Genomic DNA, 21820 nt, shown 5'->3' on the forward strand with positions numbered 1-21820 from the left:
GCGTTCCCTGATATCTTCCAAAGGCCAAACCTCGCCGTGTGGAATGTGGTGCAAAGCAGTTACAATTCCGGTTGCACCGGCCTGTTTAACATCCTGCAAACTCACCGGGTCGTTCGGACCATACCAGCGCCAGGTTTGTTCCAGTTTTTTATATTTCATTTCCATAATTTAAACTCCCGAAAAAGCACTACCCCCCATCAACGGTAATATTCTCACACAGCGGAAAGACGGTAGATATATCTTTCGCCTAAAACTCCGGCTAGCATAACAACATTGTCTTTGATCGACAACCGTTGCTGAATATTTCTGCTATTAGTTTTTCTATGTCGTTATTCTACCACTAATGTAGCGATGGAATGCGGCAAGCTAGTTGTTGTTGCTGCCATACCCTTTATCCATAAACTGTACTTTAGCTTTTCATCCGATTGATTCATCACCACAACAACTAATTTACCATCGGCATTTAAAAACGACGTAGATTGTAATAGATCACGACTAGAAGCAGAACCTATTCTTTTCGCTCCCGGACGAATAAATTTAGAAAAGTGCCCCATATAATAATAGGCATTGGTATAAATCAACTTATCATTCTTGGTATCTGCATGCACCGGAGCAAAACAGAAGTTGCCTACATGGTTTGGACCTCCATTTTCATCTAACAAAATATTCCAATCTGTCCAAGCAGCTGTACCCGCATTAAAATCGTTAATCATTGAGTAACCGTAGCGTTCTCCCAAAGTCCAGTCGTCCAATTTATTCACATCGTACTTCTCTTTACATCCTTCAGTAAAAATTAACGCTTTATTAGGATAGGCTTCATGCACCTGGCGAACGTTTCCGAACTGCATTCCACTGCCTGTCCATGTTTCATACCAGTGAAACCCAATTCCCCAAACATATTTTGCAGCTTCTTTATCGTTTAAAATCGTGCTTGCTCTTTGGAAAATCTGATCACGATTGTGATCCCAAGCGATTAACTTTTTACTACCCAATCCTGATTTTTGCAAAGTTGGACCTAAAAAATTTTTAATAAAATCACGTTCTTCCTCTGCTGTGTACACGCAAGATTCCCAGATTTGTTTCGCCATTGGCTCATTCTGAACAGATAAACCCCAAATTGGCATGCCCATAGCTTCATAGGCTTTTATGAATTTTACATAGTGGTTGGCCCAACTTTGGCGATACTGAGGCAGTAAATGTCCACCTTTAATTAAACTGTTATTATCTTTCATCCAAGCTGGCGGCGACCACGGACTTACATAAAGCGCTAGCTTTCCTCCGGCAGCAGCAGTTGCCTGCTTAATTAATGGAATTTTATACTGCTCATCATGCGCAACGCTGAATGTTTTTAAATCTTTGTCATTATCCTGAACATAGGCATAACTTGCGCTCGAAAAATCGCAACTGGCTATATTGGTACGGGCTAAAGTGTAACCAATACCTTTATCGTTATTGTAATATGCTGCCAGTAATTCTTGCTGATTTTTCTTAGAAAGCTTGGCAAATGTTTCTGCAGAAGCATCAGTAAGTGCTCCACCAATGCCTACCAGAGTCTGATACTTAATTGTAGGATCTACAAAAATAGTCGGCTCTGTTTCAAAAGGCTGCTTATTCTCTACAAAATTTAAAGTTTCTGTTTTGCTTATGCGATAGTCGGTTTTTTCAGCGGTAGTATAAACCGTTACTTTTTTATTCCCAATGTTATACTTTTCAACTGTTTGACTAGATTTTTTTTGTTGTGCAGCTGCTGTAAATGCAGTTGCTAAAACCAATAGGATACTTAGTTTTTGTTTCATTTTATATTTTTTAAATCAACAGCCGTTTGTTTGGCTGTCATTCATTTGAAACTTCGAATTTCCGAATAAAAGATTCACTAAAGTCACAAAATGATAATTATTACTTATTATTTTAAACGTTTTAAGATAACTATTTAGGTATCAACATCTATGAATATTAGGCTGGATTGTTACTTATACTTCTCCTGCATTTCACCATAAAAATTTTTCAATACGAAGTAAGCTTTTTTCTTTTCGCCAGTTTCAGAAATAAGGCCTTTTCTATTCCAAAAATTTTGGTACACTGGATGCTGCCTACGCGGCGATCTGAAATCCGTTAAAATCCAAGGGGTAATCCCTCTTAATGATTTTATTTTGCTCAACATCGTAATTTGATTTTTGTACAATGCTTCCTGATATTCTTCGCTCCAACGTGTATTTTCATCGCCATGGAAACCCGCTAATGCATCGCCACCAAATTCGCTTATTACCACTGGCTTATTATATTTAATATTGAAATCGTATTTTGTAATTTCACTTGGCACACCGCCGAAATACCAACCTGCGTATTCATTAAAGCTTACCAAATCAATTTTTTCGCCGAGCGGATCATTTAAAATCATGGTGTTTCCGTCGCGATGCACCTCAAGTGCAGCTGCTATTAAACGAGTGTCATCTAAAGTGCGGGCAGTTTCTACCAAATTACTCATAAAACTTAAACGGGCATCGCTTAATGGCGTTTCATTACCAACCGACCAAATAATTACACTTGCCCGGTTTTTATCACGGACAATTAAATCTGTAAGCTGCTGCTTGGCATTGGCATAGGTGGCTGGGTTCGTCCAGCTGATGGTCCAATAAACCGGTACTTCAGCCCAAACCATTAAGCCCATTTCATCGGCCAAGCGGAGCATTTTTTCATTGTGAGGATAGTGTGCCAGCCGAACATAATTGCAGTTCATATCTTTTGCCCATTGCAGCATCATTCGCATATCTCCATCAGAACGCAGGCGTCCTGCCAGTATAGGATTTTCGTCATGAAGCGAAATTCCCCTCAAAAAAACAGATTTCCCATTTAACAAAATGCTATCGCCTTTAGCCTCTATCGTTCTGAAACCAATCTTATCATCGATATTTTCTTTGTCAGATTTAATGTTTGCAGCATATAATTTCGGGCTCTCAGGCGACCATAAACTTAAATTGTTCCAGGTAAATTCATCATTAACTTTTCCTTCACTATCTGTTTTATATTTCTTCTCAAGCTTTAATTCCGGAATTGATAGTGTGATATCTTGCCCAGCAGTGGCATCTGATAATTTTAAAGAAAAACTAATCAAATTATTGTTTCCTTTTACCAGCTGCAATTTATAATCGCTGATAAAATGATCAGGGAATTCAGCTAAATACACCTCTCGTGTGATGCCCCCGTAGTTCCACCAATCAGTATTTACAGTTGGAATTTCATCCGGCCTTCGGGTATTATCAACCTTCACAACGAGTGAATTTTCGCCAGTTTTTAATTTATTGGTTACATCGAATTGAAAAGGCGTAAAACCCCCTTTATGCACACCGAGTTTTTTACCATTTAAATATACATGGGCTTCGTAATTAACAGCTCCAAAATAGACGAAATATTTCTTACCCTTCTCTGGTTTGGCATCAAATCTTTTACGCAGCCAAATTGTGCCTTCATAAAGTTCCAGTTTTTCCGACTGCGAATTCCAATCACCGGGCACATTCATTTGGGGAGAACCAGTAAAATTGTATTCTATCAATTCAGATTTATCTTTCTGTTCCCGATCGTCAAAAAAACCGCCTGTTCCTGTTTTGGATTGATCATACGGCTGATGACGATAATCGTAGTATCCATTTTCATAGGGATCGATAATATAATTCCACTTGCCGTTTAGACTTTGAATATTTCTACCTTGAATGTTTTGTATCGAACTGACTTGTGAGAAGCAAATAGATGAAAGAAGCGTAAATAGAAGTAAAAGAACTCTAAATTTTAAATTGGGCATAATGATTTAATTTTTAGGGTAGCAGCACATACCTATCATGCTTTCGGAATGTAAAAAAGCAATTTTTAGACGATTAAGCTACCCCCCATAAGATAATTTAATGCAAATAACAATGCCAAATATATCGAATTATTTGAAAGGCTTTGAGTTGGATTTGATTTTAAAAGAACAAGGTAACAAGTTTTCTACGAGGAAGTTTCCTTTGTTTACGTAAGCGAAATAGCATCTTTTTTAATCGCATTTCGATGTTTCTCATTGTAAATAAAAGCACCAACAATAAGCAACCCGGCTAGGCCCTCGAAAGCTACAACTGTTTGTGTACCAAATTGATGTGCAAGATACCCCATAAGCAAACTTCCTATTGGTAAAACGCCCTGATAAGCCATAATGTAATAGCTCAAGGTTCTTCCCCTCATTAAATCATCAGCATGCGTTTGCAAGTAAGTATTTATTGATGAGGTTTGCGCCATTAAACCCAGCGCAGCCAAACCTGTACAGATTAATGCTAAAACTAACGAAGGACTAATGGCCAACGCCACTACCGAAACAGCCAGCAGGATGCCTGAAACCATCACTATTTTTTGTAAGTTTTGATTCACCTTGAGTGTGGCCATATAAATTGCCCCGAAAAAGGCACCGAAACCTGCAGCACTTTCAAACCAGCCGAAAGTGGTGGCTGTTCCATTGAAAATATCCTTTGCAAAAACAGGTAATAAGGTTGTAAATGGGATGACTAACAAACTTGACGCTGCCATCATTAAAATCATTGATGCTAAATCTGGCGACGATTTTAAATAATCGTAACCCTTTCGAAGATCAACCCATATATTTTCTCTTGATTTTGGGTGCTCTTGTAGTGTCAATTTCATCATCACTAAACAAACGATTACCGCGATAAAACTGAGGAAATTAATCAAAAAACACATATCCTCTCCCAGGGCACTTAAAATTACTCCTGCCAAAGCTGGCCCAACCAATCTGGCTGCATTAAAAACCGAAGAGTTAAGCGCAATAGCATTTGGTAAATCTTCTTTGTCCTCTACCAAATTAACCATAAGCGATTGTCGGGCAGTCACATCAAACGAATTTACCAGGCCTTGAACAAGCGATAAAGCAGCAATCCAAAATATATCATAAACTTTAAACCAAATCATTACCGCAAGCGCTCCAGCTTGAAGCATTAAGATGACCTGAGTAATCATTAAGATTTTGTACTTGTTATGTCTATCCACATAACTCCCGGCATATGGCGCCAAAACTAAGGATGGGATCAAACTCAAAAAAGTAATTAAACCCAGTAAAAATGCAGATTCGGTGATTTGGTACACCAACCAACTTACCGCAACACGCTGCATCCAGGTACCCACCAATGAAATGGCTTGGCCTGTAAAGAATAATCTATAATTGTAGTGTTTTAATGAACGAAAAATACCCATATTTAAATAGTAAAGTAACTTTACAAAAGTAAGATTTTAAAAGGGATACAAGAAATTGAAAATAAAATATTTAATCATTTTAAAATCATAAATGAAACATTATTTTGGATCAGGATAGAATAATAGATTAATATTTACCGTATATTTGTAAAGCTTATTTACTAAAAATGCCAACAGAAACTCAAGAAATTGCCGCTAAATTAAGAAGCACCGTTACCCGTTTAACTAGACAGTTGCGGAAACAGAATGTGAGTTCGTCATTTAGTAATGCTGAATTACTGACGATGTCGTTACTGGAACAGCATGGTAAAATGTTATCTACCGAGCTGGCAGATTTGGAACGGGTTTCTAAGCAGGCAATTTCTCAAATCATCAATCGGTTGGTAGAGGCGAAATGTGTTGAACGCCAACCAAGTGCAGACGATAAACGGAAAACTTTTATCAGCTTAACTAAACTGGGCGAAAAACATATCATCGCCACAAGAAAAATTAAAGAAGAGTGGCTGGTACAAACGATGGAAAAGATTTTCTCATCAGAAGAGATTATGCTTATACAAGCTTTTCTCCCTTTACTGTCTCGTTTGGTAGAACATAATGGCGCAAGGGTATAATTTACTTTATGATTATGTAAATAAGCCGTACCTTGCAGGTTCAAAATGGCATTATATTTTACCTCTATAAATTCGGGCAGCAACGGCAATTGTTATTACATTGGTAACGATGACGAAGCCGTTTTGGTAGATGTCGGATTGACTTGTAAAGAAGTAGAAACCCGAATCAATCGGCTCGGTTTATCTTTAAAAAAAATCAAGGCCATTTTCATTTCGCATGAACATACTGATCACATTAAAGGTTTAAGCGTTTTTGCAAAGAAATATCAGCTACCGGTTTATATTAGTTTGCCCACTTATAAGAGCAGCAAGCTGACTTTAATTGAAGATAATGTTTTCACTATTTCTCATTTACAAGAAATTAAAATTGGCAAATTAAACATTCTTGCTTTTTCTAAATTTCATGATGCTGCAGATCCGTATAGCTTCACTATAGAATGCAATGATGTGCGGGTTGGCGTTTTTACTGATATTGGCGCCATTTGCGATAGATTGATTACGCAGTTCAAAACCTGCCATGCAGCATTTTTAGAGGCAAATTATTGTCCCAACATGCTCGCCAACGGAAGCTACCCTTATTTTTTAAAGCGAAGAATTACAAGTGGCCACGGGCACTTAAGCAACACACAGGCCCTTGAGCTTTTTCAGAATCATAAGCCTGCTTTTATGACCCACCTATTGCTTAGTCACCTTTCAAAAGATAATAATAACCCCGTTTTAGTTGAAGAAATTTTCAAAAACGTAGCCGGAGAAACGTTTGTACAGGTAGCATCGCGTAATCAGGAAACTCCGTTATTTTACGTAAATAATAACAATGTTCAAAAACCTACATACCATTTCAACCCAACGGAATACGTTCCTGATCAGCTAAACTTATTTGGTTAACAAAATGGAGTTTATATAGGCTTAACAAAAAATCTCTCAAAGCAAAATAGTAAAATCTTATTTTTTTTCAAACTTTTTTTTGAGCTATTGGTTATCTATATACTTCATAAATAGTTTGTTTGGTTTATTCGGGGCTTAAGGATTTAAGCCCCTTTCTCTTTCCAAACCGCTTTAATTCAGAATAAATAAAGCCCTAATTTTAAAATCATAATTTTTAATTTACATTTGAGCCAAATCTCCCCCTATTGTTTTTTTTAATCTTTTAATAAAAATAAAATGGAGACAAGTAAATTCTCAAAATTTAGCGCCGAATTTCTAGGCACTTTAGTATTAGTTTTAATGGGTTGCGGTAGCGCAGTGATAGCCGGTGCAGATGGAACTACGGGCGTTGGCTTACTCGGTATCTCCTTTGCATTTGGCTTATCTGTTGTTGCGATGGCTTATGCGATCGGGCACATTTCTGGCTGTCACATTAACCCGGCAATTTCCATTGGTATGGTTGTAGCTGGCCGTATGAAGGCCGGAGAAGCAGCATATTATATTGTTGCCCAAATTTTGGGTGCTATTGCAGGTGCTGGTTTGCTCTATCTAATTTTAAGTAACCAGGAAAATTTTGAAATGAAAGAATGGGCTTTAGGCTCGAACGGCTGGGGAAAAGGTTATTTAGCAGAGTATAACTCTACTGCTGCATTTATTGCTGAAGCTGTATTCACCTTTATTTTCTTGTTGGTGATATTTGGAGCAACCTCTACTAAAAATATCAATGGTGGTTTCGCAGGCTTAGCCATTGGTCTTTCATTGGTACTCATTCATATTGTAGGCATCAAAATCACAGGAGTGTCTTTGAATCCTGCCCGTAGCATTGGTCCGGCGATATTGGCTGGGGGAGAAGCTTTGAAACAAGTATGGTTATTTGTTGCGGCACCAATTGTAGGTGCAGTATTGAGCGCATTAGTTTGGAAAAGCGTTTTAGAGAAGAGCTAGATGCAAATGGTGGAAGGTTGAAGGTAATAAGCTCGAGGGTCTAACCATCGAGCTTTTCAACCATCAACCCTCCAGCCTTTTATAAATTTTTCACAATCGCCTGATCCATTGGTTTTGTTTTTGAGCGGAAACGGTGAACCAACTCCCCTTTTTCATTTATCAAAAACTTCTCAAAGTTCCATTTAATATCACCTTGTTCTTCGGTGTTGGTTTGCGAAGTTAAATATTTAAACAGCGGACTAATATCATCCCCTTTTACACTGCTTTTCTCGGCTAGCATGAAAGATACATTGTATTTGCCAGTGCAAAACTCTTTAATTTCAGCATTGGTAGAAAACTCTTGTCCACCAAAATTTCCTGCTGGAAAGCCAATTAGCACCACTTTTTTGCCGTATTGCTTTTGGAGTTTTTCTAAATCTTCATATTGCGGCGTAAATCCACATTTGGAGGCTGTGTTTACAATTAAAATTTTCTTGCCTTTAAATTTAGATAATTTGACCTCTTTGCCATCAATAGTTTTGAAGCTGAAATCGTAAACATTCTTTGGCGGATTTGGCACCAGAAAGTTTAATAGGATAAGGATAGTATTGATCATTGTTTTTTTGTTTTTATATACGAATATAGACACAAATAGTTTTCACTCATGTGATTTGCATGTAAATTAAATGATAATCCTCAAAATTAAACCAAAAGTATAAATCTATGTCGTACCAAGGAACCAAACTTTGTTGCTATGAAAATTAAACTTATACTTATAATTATATCTGTATCACTTCTCGGATGCAAAAAGAAAATTGATGAACCAGCTCCGACAAATTCTGAGCACATGTATTTTCCTCATACGAATGCAAGCGATTGGGAAACAAAATCGATTTCGAGTCTCGGCTGGAAACAAAATGCTGTAGAGGACTTAAAAAAATATCTTGCAGAGAAAAATTCTAAATCATTTATGATTTTAGTTAACGGAAGGATTGTATTGGAAGAATATTTTAATGGCCATACAAAAGACGCCACCTGGGAATGGAATAGTGCCGGTAAAACACTTGTTTCTGCCGCAACCGGTATTGCCCAACAAGAAAACCTATTAAACTTAAACGATGCAGTATCTCAGTATCTAGGCACGGGTTGGACCAGCGAACCTCTCGTTAAAGAAAATCTAATTAGCGTAAAACACCTCTTAACTATGACATCAGGATTGGATGAAAGCAGCGAATTAGTTGACAAATCGAAATTGACTTATGTAGCTGATGCTGGGAATCGGTGGGCCTATGCTAATGTTTTTCAAAAACTGATGGATGTGGTTTCTGCAGCAAGCAAGCAAAGTTTTGAAGCCTATTTCAATACCAAAATAAAAAATAAACTAGGTATGGATGGTTTTTGGAAAGACGGATTTATTTTTAAAATATATAACAGCAATACCAGAAGCATGGCCAGATTTGGTTTGTTAGCCTTAAACAAGGGAAAATGGAACAACGAGCAAATTTTAAATGAAACCTTCTTCTCTGAAAGCACAAATACATCACAAAATATAAATCCTTCTTATGGTTATTTATGGTGGTTAAATGGTAAAGGGAGTCACATGATACCGGGAAGTCAAAGCATTTTTCAAGGCAGTTTAGTTACGAATGCACCAGGTGATATGTATGCTGCTATGGGCGCATCAGACCAACGTGTTTATGTAATACCGAGCCAAAGTATGGTGATCGTACGTATGGGTAATGCATCTGACCCAGCCAATCCATCGTTCGCCGTTTCGGGATTTGATAATGCGCTTTGGCAAAAAATAAATGCTGTGATAAATTAAGTGATGATTTGGGTCAATCAAGCTTTACTGACGTTAAATTTTAAGAAAAATTCAAAAAAAAATTGTATTAAATAATGCGCAAGTTTGGATTTATACTTTAATTATAGCTTTATTTGCACAAAATCGTTATTTCATGGCTAAAAACTTATTAATCGTCGAGTCTCCCGCAAAAGCTAAAACTATAGAAGGCTACCTAGGCAAAGATTTCCTTGTGAAATCGAGCTATGGCCATATTCGGGATTTAGCTAAGGGAGATATGGCGATTGATATTGCAAACGATTTTGCCCAAACCTATGAAGTGCCTGCCGATAAAAAGGCATTGGTAGCCGAATTAAAGAAACTTGCTAAAGATGCCGAAATGGTATGGCTCGCATCCGATGAGGATCGTGAGGGAGAAGCCATTTCCTGGCACCTGTTTGAAACTTTAGGATTGAAAGTAGAAAAAACAAAACGTATCGTTTTCCATGAAATAACTAAACCGGCAATCTTGAAAGCAATAGACAGTCCACGAAGCATTGATTATAATTTAGTTAATGCCCAACAGGCTCGTCGTGTTTTAGATCGATTAGTAGGTTTCGAACTTTCCCCTGTATTATGGAAGAAGGTTAAGCCCTCTCTTTCAGCAGGTCGTGTGCAATCGGTAGCAGTTCGTTTAATTGTTGATAGAGAAAGAGAAGTTCAAAACTTCAAGGCTGCCGCTGCATATAAAATCACTGCTCAATTTTCTACAGGTAAAGGAAAAGAGATTGTTAAGGCCGAATTACCCCAACGATTCGAGAGTGAAGCCGATGCAGAAAAATTTCTTCAGGATTGTGCTTCGGCTAAGTTTGACATCACTAGTTTAGAAACCAAGCCGGCAAAACGTAATCCCGCTGCGCCGTTTACCACCTCTACCCTACAACAGGAAGCATCCCGTAAATTAGGTTTCCCGGTTGCAAGGACAATGCAGGTTGCGCAACGCTTATACGAGGCCGGAAAGATTACTTACATGAGAACAGATTCTGTAAACCTATCAGAAACTGCGTTAAATGCTGCTGCCGCTGAAATTAAATCAGCGTATGGCGACAAGTACCACCAACAAAGAGTCTACAGAACAAAATCGGCAGGTGCGCAGGAAGCTCACGAAGCCATCCGTCCCACCTATTTCGATCGACATACCGTTGATGGCGATATTTCTGAAAAACGTTTGTACGATTTAATCTGGAAACGCTCCATCGCATCGCAAATGAGCGAAGCGTTATTCGAAAAAACAACTGCTCAAATTACGGCATCTACCAGAAAAGAGCATTTAGTTGCAGAGGGAGAAGTTTTGAAGTTTGATGGTTTTTTAAAAGTTTATTTAGAATCTACCGATGATGAAGAAGGCGAAGAAAAAGAAGGCGGTTCAATTTTACCTCCTTTAGCCAAAGGCCAAGAATTATTTTTAAAAGAAATGCAGGCAACGGAACGTTATTCTCGTCCGCCGGCAAGATATACGGAGGCCAGTTTAGTTAAGAAACTGGAAGAATTAGGCATCGGCCGTCCTTCTACTTATGCACCAACTATTTCGACAGTTCAAAATCGTGGTTATGTGGTTAAAGAAGACAGAGATGGTAAACAGCGTAAATTTACGGCCATTATTTTAGCGGATGGAAAGGTAACCAAGGATACAAAATTAGAAATTACGGGTGCTGAAAAACAGAAACTCTTCCCTACTGATATTGGGGAAGTGGTAAATGATTTTTTAGTTGAACATTTCAAAGGAATTGTAGATTTCAACTTCACGGCTAAAGTGGAGAAAGAATTTGACGAGATTGCCCAAGGTTTGCAGGAATGGACCAAAATGCTACACTCATTCTACAATCCGTTTCACTCCGAAGTTGAAACGACCTTAGAAACTGCAGAACGTGCCACAGGCGAACGCTTATTAGGGCTGGATCCGGCAACAGGCAAAAATGTTTACACAAAGGTTGGTAAGTTTGGTCCGCTGGTTCAAATTGGCGAGCTTGATGAAGAAGAGAAACCACGCTATGCTAGTTTAATGCGTAGCCAATCAGTGGCTACTATAACATTAGATGAAGCACTGGAATTGTTTAAATTACCAATGCAATTACCCGATTTTGAAGGTAAAGAGGTAATGATTGGTGTTGGTCGTTTCGGACCTTACGTTAAATGGGGCGAGGCTTTTATTTCGCTACCCAAAAATGAAGAGCCTCTTTCTGTTACTTATGATAGAGCCGTTCAAATTATCCAAGAGAAAATGGATGCCGATGCACCTATCGCCTACTATGAGGGTTTAGGTGTAACTAAAGGCAAGGGCCGTTTTGGTCCTTTCATCAAATGGAACGATTTATTTATCAATATTCCCGCTAAAGGTTACGATTTCGATAACTTAACACAAGCTGATATCGAAACACTAATTGGCAAAAAAGTAGAAAAAGAGGCTAACCGCTATATCAAAACCTGGGACGCTGAGAAAATTTCAATTGAAAATGGCCGTTGGGGACCCTTCATTCGTTTTGGGAAATTGATGCTGAAATTAAGAAACAACGAAACTACTAAACAAAAATATACAACTGAAGAATTGGCTGATGTAGATTTGGAAGTAATTAAAAAAATGATTGTTGAACAAGTACCCAAAGCTTTTGAAGTGAAGAAAAAAGCACCTGCTAAGAAGAAAGCTCCAGCGAAAAAAACTGTAGCAAGTAAGAAGTAAACCTTGAATAAAAAATAAGAATTAAGGATAAATACCTTAGAAATATATAGCCCTTGTTCTTTTATCCAGAAAAAATAATTTAGAACAAAAAATAATAAACAAAGACTAAAGATTAGAAGTAAAACCCTAAAAATCTATGGTCTTTGTTCCTTGTTCTTTTATCCTTAATCTCAATGAAAGCCGATTTACCAGAAAATTCAGTTGAAGATATTGCAATGGCTGTTGTATTAATGAGTGAAACTCCAGAAGTAAAAAACTGGACTGTTTATCTTATTAACTTAAAAAACGAGCCGATTACAAATGTTTTAATCAGCTCAAAAGGGTATGGCGAAAAAGATGGCAAACAAGTTAAAACCTCTGTTTTAAGGCACTTCATTGGCGATATGAAAGCTCAGGATTTCAAGGGCGTTGAAGCCATTGATCCCGAAGTTTTCGGGTTAACGAATGAATATTGGTTAAGCTATTATGTCGGCTCAACCATTTACGATAAGAAATTTATTTTCCTTCCAGAAAGTATTGTCGATTCTAATTTGATTAAAATTCCTTTGGTAAATAGACCTGGAGTGATGATCAAATGAGTCGTGAGTGCTGAGTCAGAAGTCATTAATCAAACCCTGGCTGATAAAAAAGACCCATTGATAGAGTATCTGAATCTAAGACTTCAGACTGCGGACCAGAGACTTTGGACTAACTAAGGCACCTTAACCGCTTGTCTGCCAAGTAACTTCCACCCTGCTTTTTCCTTACTCCAAATCAGCAGGATATTTAATTTTACATTTCCGGGAACATTTTTATCGTTGGTTTTCGCATTTAGCGTGTGGCGCACTAAAGCTGTTTTATTCTGAATGGTAACCGTTTGATCGGTTAAGTTAATATCAACAAAGTCAGATGATCCAGACAACAGCGATTGCATAAACTGTTGTTTGGTTTCTATTTTTCCGCTGGAGTGGCCATAACTTAAATTATTCAAAATCAACTTATCTAAGGCTAAACTATCGGGAGTAATCATCAGTTCTGTTAGCTTATTTACTGAATTCTCCACTTCATTTTTTTGCGCAAAAGAAAAATTCACTATCATAATGAGAACGGAAAAAATAAGAAGTCTCTTAAACATATCTGGTTTCTTTAGTTGATTTGTAAACTTATCTAAATCCAACGAAAAGTACAAATAGAAAACGCTAAAGGAAGTTCAAATGTGTAAAAGTCTCAAGCAAATCAATACAAATAATAGTTCGAAGCGGGCAAAAAATAAAGAAGTTTCTACAAATATACATCTGGAAAAAATCTATAATTAAAAAAGAATAGCTTTATGGATATACAAATTTTAAGTAGCTAAATCCCAACAAGACCCTAATTTTCAACAAAATTCAGTTTAACGGGAATTTTAGTTTATTTTGAATCACATCTAATCAGCATTCAGAAAATGGAACAGCCCTCTACCTATCAATCATCCTCAAAAAAGAAATTTATTTTTATAGGATTACTGGTGATTTCAATTGCCGCAATTCTTTTTATTTATTTCGGTCGCAAGAAAAAAACAAATGAAGAGAACCAGGCTTATGCAAAATACATTGAGGCTTATACATCAGGTACCATCTCAAAAAAGAGTTTTATTCGGGTTCATCTAGCCAATGCTGCCACTGGTATGCAAGATTTAGGCAAGGCTGATTCAAGAGATTTATTCGATTTTTCGCCTTCCATCTCTGGGAAAACCTATTGGATAGATCCGCAAACTGTAGAATTCCGTCCAGATGAACCCATGAAACCAGGCAAAGAATATGAAGCGACTTTTAGACTCTCTGAAGTTTCTGCCACCGAAAAAGGTTTGGAAGATTTCGATTTTGAGTTTAAGGTGATTACACCTGGCGTGATACTCTCGCAAAATGGTTTGGTTTCTCAAAATAATACTTCTATGGATTATATGAAGTTAACCGGAGAAGTAGCAACCGCAGATGCTGAAGAAATTTCGAAGATTGAAAAGATCATTGAGCTGGATTTCGATCAAAAATTAAAAGTAAAATGGCAACACGACCCTGCGAAGAACATTTCGAAATTCACTATAGATAGCATCAAGAAAAAGGCATCCGATCAAACTTTGAAAATTGAATGGGATGGAGATGCCATTAATGCTGACCAAAAAGGTGAAGAAGAAATCAGAATTCCTTCTTTAAACAAGTTCGAAATTTTGGATATGAAAGCTATCCAAGGTGAAGAAGATTACGCTTTGGTGCAATTTTCGGAGCCGATTGGTGTAGGGCAAGATTTAACCGGATTGATTTCACTTGGTAACCTGAGCGATTTGCGTTACACCATAGATGCCAGCCAGGTTAAAGTTTATGCCGCTGAAGAGCTGAAAGGCGATTATACTTTCAACGTGAACAATGGCGTAGAAAATATTAATGGCAAAACGTTAACCGGTGGAAAAACAGCAAATCTGGTTTTCGAGGATAAAATTCCTTCGGTAACAATAGCCGGTGGAGGAACAATCCTGCCAAATTCAGGTAAGTTGGTTTTGCCTTTTGAGGCCATCAATTTAAAAGCTGTAGATGTAACGGTAATCAAAATATACGAAAATAATATCCCTCAATTTTTCCAAACCAATAGTTATAAAGATGGTAATGAACTCCGTCGGGTAGCTAAGCCAATCCTTCAAAAAACAGTTCGTTTAGATGAGGATAAATCTTTAAACCTTCATAAGAAAAATCGTTTCACCTTAGATTTGGATAAGATGATTCGTACTGAACAGGGTGCTATGTATCGGGTTACCATTGCTTTTCGCCGAGAATATAATGCCTATAACTGTAAAGCCGGTGAAGAAACGGCAGGCGATGGAGACGGCGAAGAAGAATATGGAGATGGTGATAGTTACGGGGAGAAAATTGACGAAGATGACGATTTTTGGATGCGTTATAACAATTATTACCCACAAAATTATCGTTGGGCTGATAAGGATAATCCATGTACCTCTTCATTTTATACCACTCAACGTTGGGCCAGCAGAAATTTAATTGCATCGAACATTGGTTTGGTTGCGAAACGTGGAAATGACAATAGCATGCTCATCGTAGCGACTGACTTATTAACAGCAAAGCCTTTAAGCGGTGTCGATCTTGAATTAATGGATTATCAAAAGCAAATTATTTTTACCACCAAAACAGATGGTGATGGTTTTGCCAGATTCGATTTGAAACGACAACCATTTCTTTTAATTGCAAAAAATGGCTCGGAACGTGGCTATTTAAAATTAGACGATGGAAGTTCATTGCCATTGAGTCGCTTTGATGTGGGTGGTGACGTTGTTCAAAGTGGTTTGAAAGGATTTATTTATGGAGAACGCGGCGTTTGGCGTCCGGGCGATAGTTTGTTTGTATCATTTATTTTGGAAGACAAGCAGAAAAAATTACCTGCCAACTATCCAGTTACCATGGAGTTCTATAACCCGAAAGGGCAGTTATATAAACGGTTGATTAACGGCAAACCGTTAAATGGATTTTACAGCTTCAAAACTGCGACCGAAAACACCGCCCCTACCGGAAACTGGATGGCAAAAGTAAAAGCAGGCGGCGCTACATTTACTAAAACGCTTAAGATTGAAACGGTAATGCCCAACCGTTTAAAAATTGATTTTAATGTAGGCAACAGAACTTATTTGAGTTCTGGTACATCTGCGGCAACCTTAACGGCTAAATGGCTTTTCGGTTCTCCGGCGCAAAATTTAAAAGCTAAGGTTGATGTTAACTTAAATACTACCGAGACCAAGTTTAAAGGTTTTGAAGGTTTTAGTTTTGATAATCCTACCATTAATTTCGAATCTCAGGTAAAAACTATTTTCGAGGGTTCTTTAAATGGAGCTGGAAGTGCCCAAATCAACACCAATTTAAATGAAAACAATACTGCTCCGGGGGTTTTAAGAGCCAACTTTACTACGAAAGTTTTTGAGCCAGGTGGTAACTTCAGTATCGATAACTTCAGCATTCCTTACCATGTTTATAAGAGCTATCTAGGTGTCCGTCCGGAAAAAGGCGATAAGCTAAGCGGTATGCTGGTTACAGGAAAAGACCATAAAATTGAAATCGTAAATGTAAATACTGATGGAAAATTATTGGCTGGAAGTAAAACTGTTCAAATAGAATTGTATAAAACGCAATGGCGTTGGTGGTGGGAACAAGATAACCAATACACCTATTCAAATTTTACTCAAAACCAATACAATAAGTTGGTCGAAACGCACCAGGTGAATTTATCGAACGGAAAAGGCAGCTGGAATTTACGAATTGATGAACCAGAATGGGGTCGTTATTTGATTCTCGTTCGGGATGAAAATGGTGGTCACGTAACCGGAAAATCAGTTTATGTAGATTGGCCGGGATGGGCACAGCGTGAACAAAGTGCAAATCCGACCGAGGCATCAATGTTATCGTTTACAGCTAACAAAGAAAAATTTACCGTTGGCGAAGACATTACTTTAACTATTCCAACCGCAAAAGATGGCAGGGCACTGATTTCTATCGAGAATGGAAGTCGCGTTTTAAAAACGTTTTGGATTGATACCAAAGCCGGCCAAACTCAATATAAATTTAAGGCAGAAAAAGAAATGGCGCCAAATGTTTTTGCGAACATTACTTTGTTACAGCCTCATGCGCAAACGGTAAACGATCTACCAATCAGAATGTACGGTGCAATACCTATTTCTGTTGAAGACCCACAAACAATTTTGAAACCAACAATTAAAATGTTGGATAAAATTAAGCCTGAAACCGAAAATACCATTACCGTTGGTGAGCAAAACGGCAAAGCCATGACCTATACTATTGCTTTGGTTGATGAAGGCCTGTTGGATTTAACACGTTTTAAAACTCCAGACCCACATGGTGCATTTTATGCCCGCGAAGGTTTAGGTGTTAAAACATGGGATTTATTTGATTATGTGTTGGGTGCTTGGGGTGGAAATCTGGAACGCATATTAAGTATCGGTGGCGATGGAAGCATCAATAAAAATCTAAACCCTGCAAAGGCAAATCGATTTAAAGCAGTGGTGAAATTTATGGGCCCGTATACGATTGGTAAAGGCGAAAGCAAAACGCATAAATTCAAATTACCACAATACATTGGTGCCGTAAGAGCGATGGTAGTTGCCGGACAAGATGCCGCCTATGGTTTTGCAGAAAAATCTGTTCAGGTTAAAAAGCCTTTAATGGTTTTAGCTACCCTACCGCGGGTTATTGGTCCAGGTGAAACCTTTACGTTACCGGTTACTGTTTTTGCAACTGAAAACAACTTGAAAAACGTTTCTGTTCAACTTCAAGCGAGTAATTTAATTGTTCAAGGAGCTAATAAACAACAACTCTACTATCAAAAAACTGGTGAACAAATGGCTTATTTTGAAGTTAAAGCACCAGATAAAGTGGGGATAGCAAAAGTGAAAGTGACCGCTCAAAGTGGCAACGAAAAAACGGACTACGATGTAGAGATGGACATCAGAAATCCTAATCCTTATATCACCAATGTGGTTTCGGCTACCGTTCAACCGCATACCAAATGGGCCATAAACTATCAACCTATCGGGATGGCAGGTACCAATTCGGGTTCACTGGAGGTTTCTTCAATTCCAGCTATTAATTTAGGCAAGCGATTGGGTTACTTAATCCAATATCCTCACGGATGTATCGAGCAAACTACTTCGGGTATTTTCCCTCAATTGTATCTGGATAGATTAAGTCCTTTAAATGAACAGCAAAAAGCCAAAACAGAGAAAAACATCAAGGCTGGAATTACCCGATTGAAAGGTTTCCAAACTACTGATGGAGGCTTATCTTACTGGCCCGGCGAAGGCAGTTCTGATGAATGGGGAACTAACTATGCTGGCCATTTTTTAGTGGAAGCGCAAAATGCTGGCTATACATTACCAGTTGGTTTACTGGATGAACTTTTACGTTATCAAAAAACCAAGGCTGCTAATTGGGCTCCTAACAGCAACAATTTTTTCGGTGGAGATTTATCTCAGGCATATCGTTTATACATGCTTGCACTGGCAAAAAAACCAGAAATGGCTGCAATGAACCGTTTGAAAGCATTCGAATATTTATCAGTGGCCGCAAAATGGCGATTAGCAGCGGCTTACAAATTGGCCGGACAAGGCAATGTTGCCTCAAATATGATTAGTGGATTAGACACTTCAATTCAGCCTTACAAACAGTTGGGAGGCACCTATGGTTCTGACGTTCGCGATCAGGCAATGATTTTGGAGACTCTTACATTGCTTGGCCAAAAAGCAAAAGCGGCCAGTTTACTTCAACCATTGGCTGCCAAACTGGGTGAAAATACCTGGTACAGTACGCAAACAACTGCCTATAGTTTATTGGCTATTGGTAAGTTCTGCGGTTCTAATCAGTCATCAAATAAACTACAATACCAATACGTATTAGATGGAAAATCAGCTCCTGTCAATTCAAATCAATATCTGAATAGCACTCCAGTTAGCTTCAAAGGCAGTACAGCTTCGATCACCAATAATGGCAATAACGTATTGTTTGTTCGTTTAGTTTTAGAAGGACAACCTGTTGCAGGTCAGAACAACTTTTTACCAAACAGACCTGAAGTTTTGGATATGAACGTAAGCTACAAACGTTTGAACGGAACAACTTTAGATCCGACAACGTTAAAACAGGGAACCGATTTTTATGCTGAAGTAACCGTAAAAAATCCAGGAAGAATGGGCTATTACGAACAAATGGCGTTAACCCAAATCTTCCCTTCGGGTTGGGAAATTATTAATACCCGTGTTAACGATAATCAAAGTATTTTGGCTTCATCTCCATTTACTTATCAAGATATTCGTGATGATCGGGTTTTCACCTACTTCAATATCAGAGAAAATGAAAGCCTGGTGTACAAAGTACTGCTTAACGCATCTTATGTTGGAAAATATTATCTATCAGCAGTTCAATGTGAGGCGATGTACAACAACGATATTTCAGCAACACAAGCTGGGAAATGGGTACAAGTGATGAAATAAGAAAACTGACTTGCAAAGTTTTGAAAGACAATTAGCTGGGCGAACTTTGCAAGTTAATAAATCAAAGTTTATCTAATAATATACTTGAGCTGTAAGATTGCTTCGTGCCTCGAAATGACGACTTCTCTACACGTCATTGAGAGTCACGAACAAATCCTAAAGCTAACGGATAATGATTAATCAGTTTAAATAAAACACAAAACAGGTTTTCAAAACCAATGAACAAAATCCCAAAAGCATTTTTAGTCGCCGATATCGCTTGTTTCGTCATGCTTTTGGTTTTTCTTTTTTCTTTACCTTCAAAACTCTTTAAATCTCCCACCTCTTTTGTTATTGAAGCCAACAATGGAAATTTGCTTAGTGCGGCGATTGCAAGCGATGGTCAGTGGCGTTTCCCCGTAGCTGATTCGGTTGCAGTAAAATTTAAAACCTGCATTATTGCTTTTGAAGATAAGCGGTTTTACAATCATTTTGGCATTGACTTCTTAGCGATGAGCAGAGCTATGCGACAGAACTTTAAAGCCAAAAGCGTAGTGAGCGGAGGCAGTACGCTAACCATGCAAGTAATTCGATTATCGCGACAGCAAGACCGAACGATTTGGCAAAAGTTATTAGAAGTGATTTTGGCTTTACGCTTAGAATTAAAGTATTCAAAGGAAGAAATCATTAATCTTTATGCGGCCAATGCACCCTTTGGCAGTAATGTTGTCGGATTGGAAGCCGCAAGCTGGCGCTATTACGGCCGTGACGCTAAGACACTTTCCTGGGGCGAAATGGCCACTCTGGCTGTTCTTCCAAATAGTCCGTCACTGGTTCATCCAGGCAAAAATTCTGCCCGTTTAATAAAAAAACGAAACGATTTGCTTGATAAATTAGCTAGGCTTAAATACATAGACCAAGCTACTGCGAACCTATCTAAACTCGAACCTGTTCCTGGCAAACCGCTCCCCTTACCTCAAAACGCACCCCATTTACTTAACCGGTTTAAAGCAGAAAGAGCAAGTCTTGAGATAAGTTCTACCAAAATTAGATCGACACTGAACGAAGATATTCAACTGAAAATCAATTCAATTTTAAAGCGATACAATAACCGATATAGAGCAAACGACATTAACAATATCTCTGCGTTGGTGCTGGATGCAAAAACCGGGCATGTGGTTAGTTATGTTGGAAATATTTACCAACCTGAAAATGCCGATTTAGAGAGTCATGTAGACATGATTAAAGCACCACGCAGTCCGGGCAGTACATTGAAGCCACTCCTTTATGCAAGCATGCTCAACGACGGGTTTATCTTGCCTCACACTTTGGTCCCTGATATCCCGACTCAGATAGCCGGATATTCTCCCCAAAACTATGATCTAGGATACGATGGCGCAATCTCAGCTGATAAAGCATTGAGCCGCTCCCTGAACATTCCAGCGGTAAAAATGTTGCAGCAATATAAGTATGAACGTTTTTATGATAAGCTAAAAAAGCTAGGAATCAGCACCTTAAATCAACCTGCCGACCATTACGGTTTATCGTTAATTTTAGGCGGCAGCGAAGTGACGATGTGGGATTTAGCCAATACTTACATGGGCATGGTTCGTACGTTGAACCACTTCAACACTTATAAAGGTTTGTATAATCCAAACGATTATAATCAAGCTACTTATTTTGCTTCAGATAAAAAGGAGGAAAAAGATTATCAACGCAATTCATTTTTAGACCACGGTGCTATTTGGGCCACTTTTAATGCTATGGAAGAAGTAATGCGCCCTGGTGATGAAGGGTTATGGGAGCAATTTTCATCCTCTCAAAGAGTGGCGTGGAAAACGGGAACAAGTTTTGGTTTTCGTGATGCCTGGGCGGTTGGCCTGACACCGAATTATGTTGTTTGTGTGTGGGTGGGCAATGCCGATGGTGAGGGTCGCCCAGGTTTGGTTGGTATTGAGGCAGCTGCACCGGTTTTGTTCGATATTTTCAGGTTGCTACCCAATGGAAAATGGTTTGAAACCCCAACTACAAAACTTCGAAAAACTAAAGTCTGCAAACAGAGCGGTTACAAGGCAGGAGAAAATTGCCCTGAAGTTGTGAATGAATGGATCCCAGCTTCTGGCGAGAAAACAGCAGCCTGCCCTTTTCACAAACTGGTTCACCTAGATAGAACTGGAACTTACCGGGTAACCGACCAGTGCGAAAGCGTAACCAATATGCAACACAAAAGCTGGTTTATTTTACCGCCGGCGATGGAATATTATTATAAAATTAAAAATAGCGATTACAAAAGCTTACCGGCATTTATGGTCGGCTGCGAGAACAACGGCGGTAATAATGTAATGGAATTGATTTATCCTAAAAACGGTGCAGTTGTTTATATTCCTTTAGAACTCGATGGAACCAGAGGTAAAATCGTATTAAATGCTGCACATCGGAATCAGAATTCCAAGATATATTGGCATATCGACAATGAATATGTAGCCACTACCAGCAATTACCATCAATTGGCTATTAGTCCGGCACCAGGCAAACACAGCTTAACTTTAGTTGATGAAAATGGAGAAAGATTAGTACAGGTTTTTACTGTCTTGGATAAGGAGAAAAAGTAGAGA

Annotated in this window: 14 protein-coding genes; 8 read left to right on the forward strand and 6 right to left on the reverse strand. The window is 38.4% G+C overall.

What is annotated here, in order from left to right:
- From ASE92_RS20930 to ASE92_RS10405, 4 genes are all read right to left on the reverse strand, one after another.
- A partial coding sequence (locus ASE92_RS20930) for a mannonate dehydratase (protein ID WP_200926402.1) occupies positions 1–159 on the reverse strand: 159 nt, incomplete at its 3' end.
- Between the two features lie 170 nt (positions 160–329).
- Positions 330–1796, reverse strand: a complete 1467-nt coding sequence (locus tag ASE92_RS10395; RefSeq protein WP_056850049.1) for a glycoside hydrolase family 30 beta sandwich domain-containing protein — start codon at positions 1794–1796, stop codon at positions 330–332.
- A 170-nt stretch (positions 1797–1966) separates the two neighbouring features.
- Positions 1967–3796 carry a glycoside hydrolase family 2 protein gene (locus ASE92_RS10400; RefSeq protein ID WP_056850050.1) on the reverse strand — a complete coding sequence of 610 codons (1830 nt, stop codon included), beginning with the start codon at positions 3794–3796 and terminating at the stop codon, positions 1967–1969.
- Between the two features lie 206 nt (positions 3797–4002).
- Complete coding sequence (locus tag ASE92_RS10405; protein ID WP_082455024.1) at positions 4003–5232, reverse strand: MFS transporter; 1230 nt, start codon at positions 5230–5232, stop codon at positions 4003–4005.
- A gap of 167 nt (positions 5233–5399) precedes the next feature.
- Here ASE92_RS10405 and ASE92_RS10410 point away from each other — a divergent pair, with 167 nt between their 5' ends.
- The 3 genes from ASE92_RS10410 (at position 5400) to aqpZ (ending at position 7712) form a co-directional block, all read left to right on the forward strand.
- Positions 5400–5843 (forward strand): MarR family winged helix-turn-helix transcriptional regulator, encoded by a 444-nt coding sequence (locus ASE92_RS10410; RefSeq protein WP_056850051.1) that lies wholly within the window; start codon positions 5400–5402, stop codon positions 5841–5843.
- A 45-nt stretch (positions 5844–5888) separates the two neighbouring features.
- The gene (locus ASE92_RS10415; RefSeq protein ID WP_056850052.1) at positions 5889–6728 is read left to right on the forward strand and encodes an MBL fold metallo-hydrolase; all 840 of its coding nucleotides are present in this window, start codon (positions 5889–5891) and stop codon (positions 6726–6728) included.
- A gap of 276 nt (positions 6729–7004) precedes the next feature.
- Complete coding sequence (gene aqpZ / locus ASE92_RS10420; RefSeq protein ID WP_056850053.1) at positions 7005–7712, forward strand: aquaporin Z; 708 nt, start codon at positions 7005–7007, stop codon at positions 7710–7712.
- A 79-nt stretch (positions 7713–7791) separates the two neighbouring features.
- On the opposite strand, the gene ASE92_RS10425 is transcribed toward aqpZ, so the two are convergent.
- Positions 7792–8307, reverse strand: coding sequence for a glutathione peroxidase (locus tag ASE92_RS10425; protein ID WP_056850054.1), 516 nt, complete (start codon positions 8305–8307; stop codon positions 7792–7794).
- Between the two features lie 138 nt (positions 8308–8445).
- On the opposite strand from ASE92_RS10425, the gene ASE92_RS10430 reads away from it, so the two are divergent.
- The 3 genes from ASE92_RS10430 to ASE92_RS10440 all read left to right on the forward strand — a co-directional run bounded on the left by ASE92_RS10430 (position 8446) and on the right by ASE92_RS10440 (position 12789).
- Positions 8446–9516 carry a serine hydrolase gene (locus ASE92_RS10430; protein WP_056850055.1) on the forward strand — a complete coding sequence of 357 codons (1071 nt, stop codon included), beginning with the start codon at positions 8446–8448 and terminating at the stop codon, positions 9514–9516.
- Positions 9517–9649: 133 nt separating this feature from the next.
- Positions 9650–12211, forward strand: coding sequence for a type I DNA topoisomerase (topA, locus tag ASE92_RS10435; RefSeq protein WP_056850056.1), 2562 nt, complete (start codon positions 9650–9652; stop codon positions 12209–12211).
- 173 nt (positions 12212–12384) lie between these two features.
- The gene (locus ASE92_RS10440) at positions 12385–12789 is read left to right on the forward strand and encodes a hypothetical protein (protein ID WP_056850057.1); all 405 of its coding nucleotides are present in this window, start codon (positions 12385–12387) and stop codon (positions 12787–12789) included.
- Positions 12790–12902: 113 nt separating this feature from the next.
- Here the strand turns inward: ASE92_RS10440 and ASE92_RS10445 are convergent, their stop codons facing one another.
- Entirely contained in the window at positions 12903–13325 is a 423-nt protein-coding gene (locus ASE92_RS10445; RefSeq protein WP_056850400.1) for a nuclear transport factor 2 family protein, read from the reverse strand.
- Positions 13326–13634: 309 nt separating this feature from the next.
- Between ASE92_RS10445 and ASE92_RS10450 the strand changes: the two genes are divergently transcribed.
- Both ASE92_RS10450 and pbpC read left to right on the forward strand, forming a co-directional pair.
- Positions 13635–19226 (forward strand): alpha-2-macroglobulin, encoded by a 5592-nt coding sequence (locus ASE92_RS10450; protein WP_056850058.1) that lies wholly within the window; start codon positions 13635–13637, stop codon positions 19224–19226.
- Between the two features lie 218 nt (positions 19227–19444).
- A complete protein-coding gene (gene pbpC / locus ASE92_RS10455) occupies positions 19445–21817 on the forward strand; it encodes a penicillin-binding protein 1C (protein WP_056850059.1) in 2373 nt (790 codons plus the stop codon).
- Positions 21818–21820: the final 3 nt, after the last annotated feature.

It is taken from the genome of Pedobacter sp. Leaf41, from assembly GCF_001422545.1.
In the GTDB taxonomy this organism is placed as follows: domain Bacteria; phylum Bacteroidota; class Bacteroidia; order Sphingobacteriales; family Sphingobacteriaceae; genus Pedobacter.

What these genes read in the sequence shown, in the direction of transcription:
- ASE92_RS10395 (WP_056850049.1), bottom strand. Translation starts at nt 1,796, where the DNA reads ATGAAACAAAAACTAAGTATCCTATTGGTTTTAGCAACTGCATTTACA.
- ASE92_RS10400 (WP_056850050.1), bottom strand. Translation starts at nt 3,796, where the DNA reads ATGCCCAATTTAAAATTTAGAGTTCTTTTACTTCTATTTACGCTTCTT.
- ASE92_RS10405 (WP_082455024.1), bottom strand. Translation starts at nt 5,232, where the DNA reads ATGGGTATTTTTCGTTCATTAAAACACTACAATTATAGATTATTCTTT.
- ASE92_RS10410 (WP_056850051.1), top strand. Translation starts at nt 5,400, where the DNA reads ATGCCAACAGAAACTCAAGAAATTGCCGCTAAATTAAGAAGCACCGTT.
- ASE92_RS10415 (WP_056850052.1), top strand. Translation starts at nt 5,889, where the DNA reads ATGGCATTATATTTTACCTCTATAAATTCGGGCAGCAACGGCAATTGT.
- aqpZ (WP_056850053.1), top strand. Translation starts at nt 7,005, where the DNA reads ATGGAGACAAGTAAATTCTCAAAATTTAGCGCCGAATTTCTAGGCACT.
- ASE92_RS10425 (WP_056850054.1), bottom strand. Translation starts at nt 8,307, where the DNA reads ATGATCAATACTATCCTTATCCTATTAAACTTTCTGGTGCCAAATCCG.
- ASE92_RS10430 (WP_056850055.1), top strand. Translation starts at nt 8,446, where the DNA reads ATGAAAATTAAACTTATACTTATAATTATATCTGTATCACTTCTCGGA.
- topA (WP_056850056.1), top strand. Translation starts at nt 9,650, where the DNA reads ATGGCTAAAAACTTATTAATCGTCGAGTCTCCCGCAAAAGCTAAAACT.
- ASE92_RS10440 (WP_056850057.1), top strand. Translation starts at nt 12,385, where the DNA reads ATGAAAGCCGATTTACCAGAAAATTCAGTTGAAGATATTGCAATGGCT.
- ASE92_RS10445 (WP_056850400.1), bottom strand. Translation starts at nt 13,325, where the DNA reads ATGTTTAAGAGACTTCTTATTTTTTCCGTTCTCATTATGATAGTGAAT.
- ASE92_RS10450 (WP_056850058.1), top strand. Translation starts at nt 13,635, where the DNA reads ATGGAACAGCCCTCTACCTATCAATCATCCTCAAAAAAGAAATTTATT.
- pbpC (WP_056850059.1), top strand. Translation starts at nt 19,445, where the DNA reads ATGAACAAAATCCCAAAAGCATTTTTAGTCGCCGATATCGCTTGTTTC.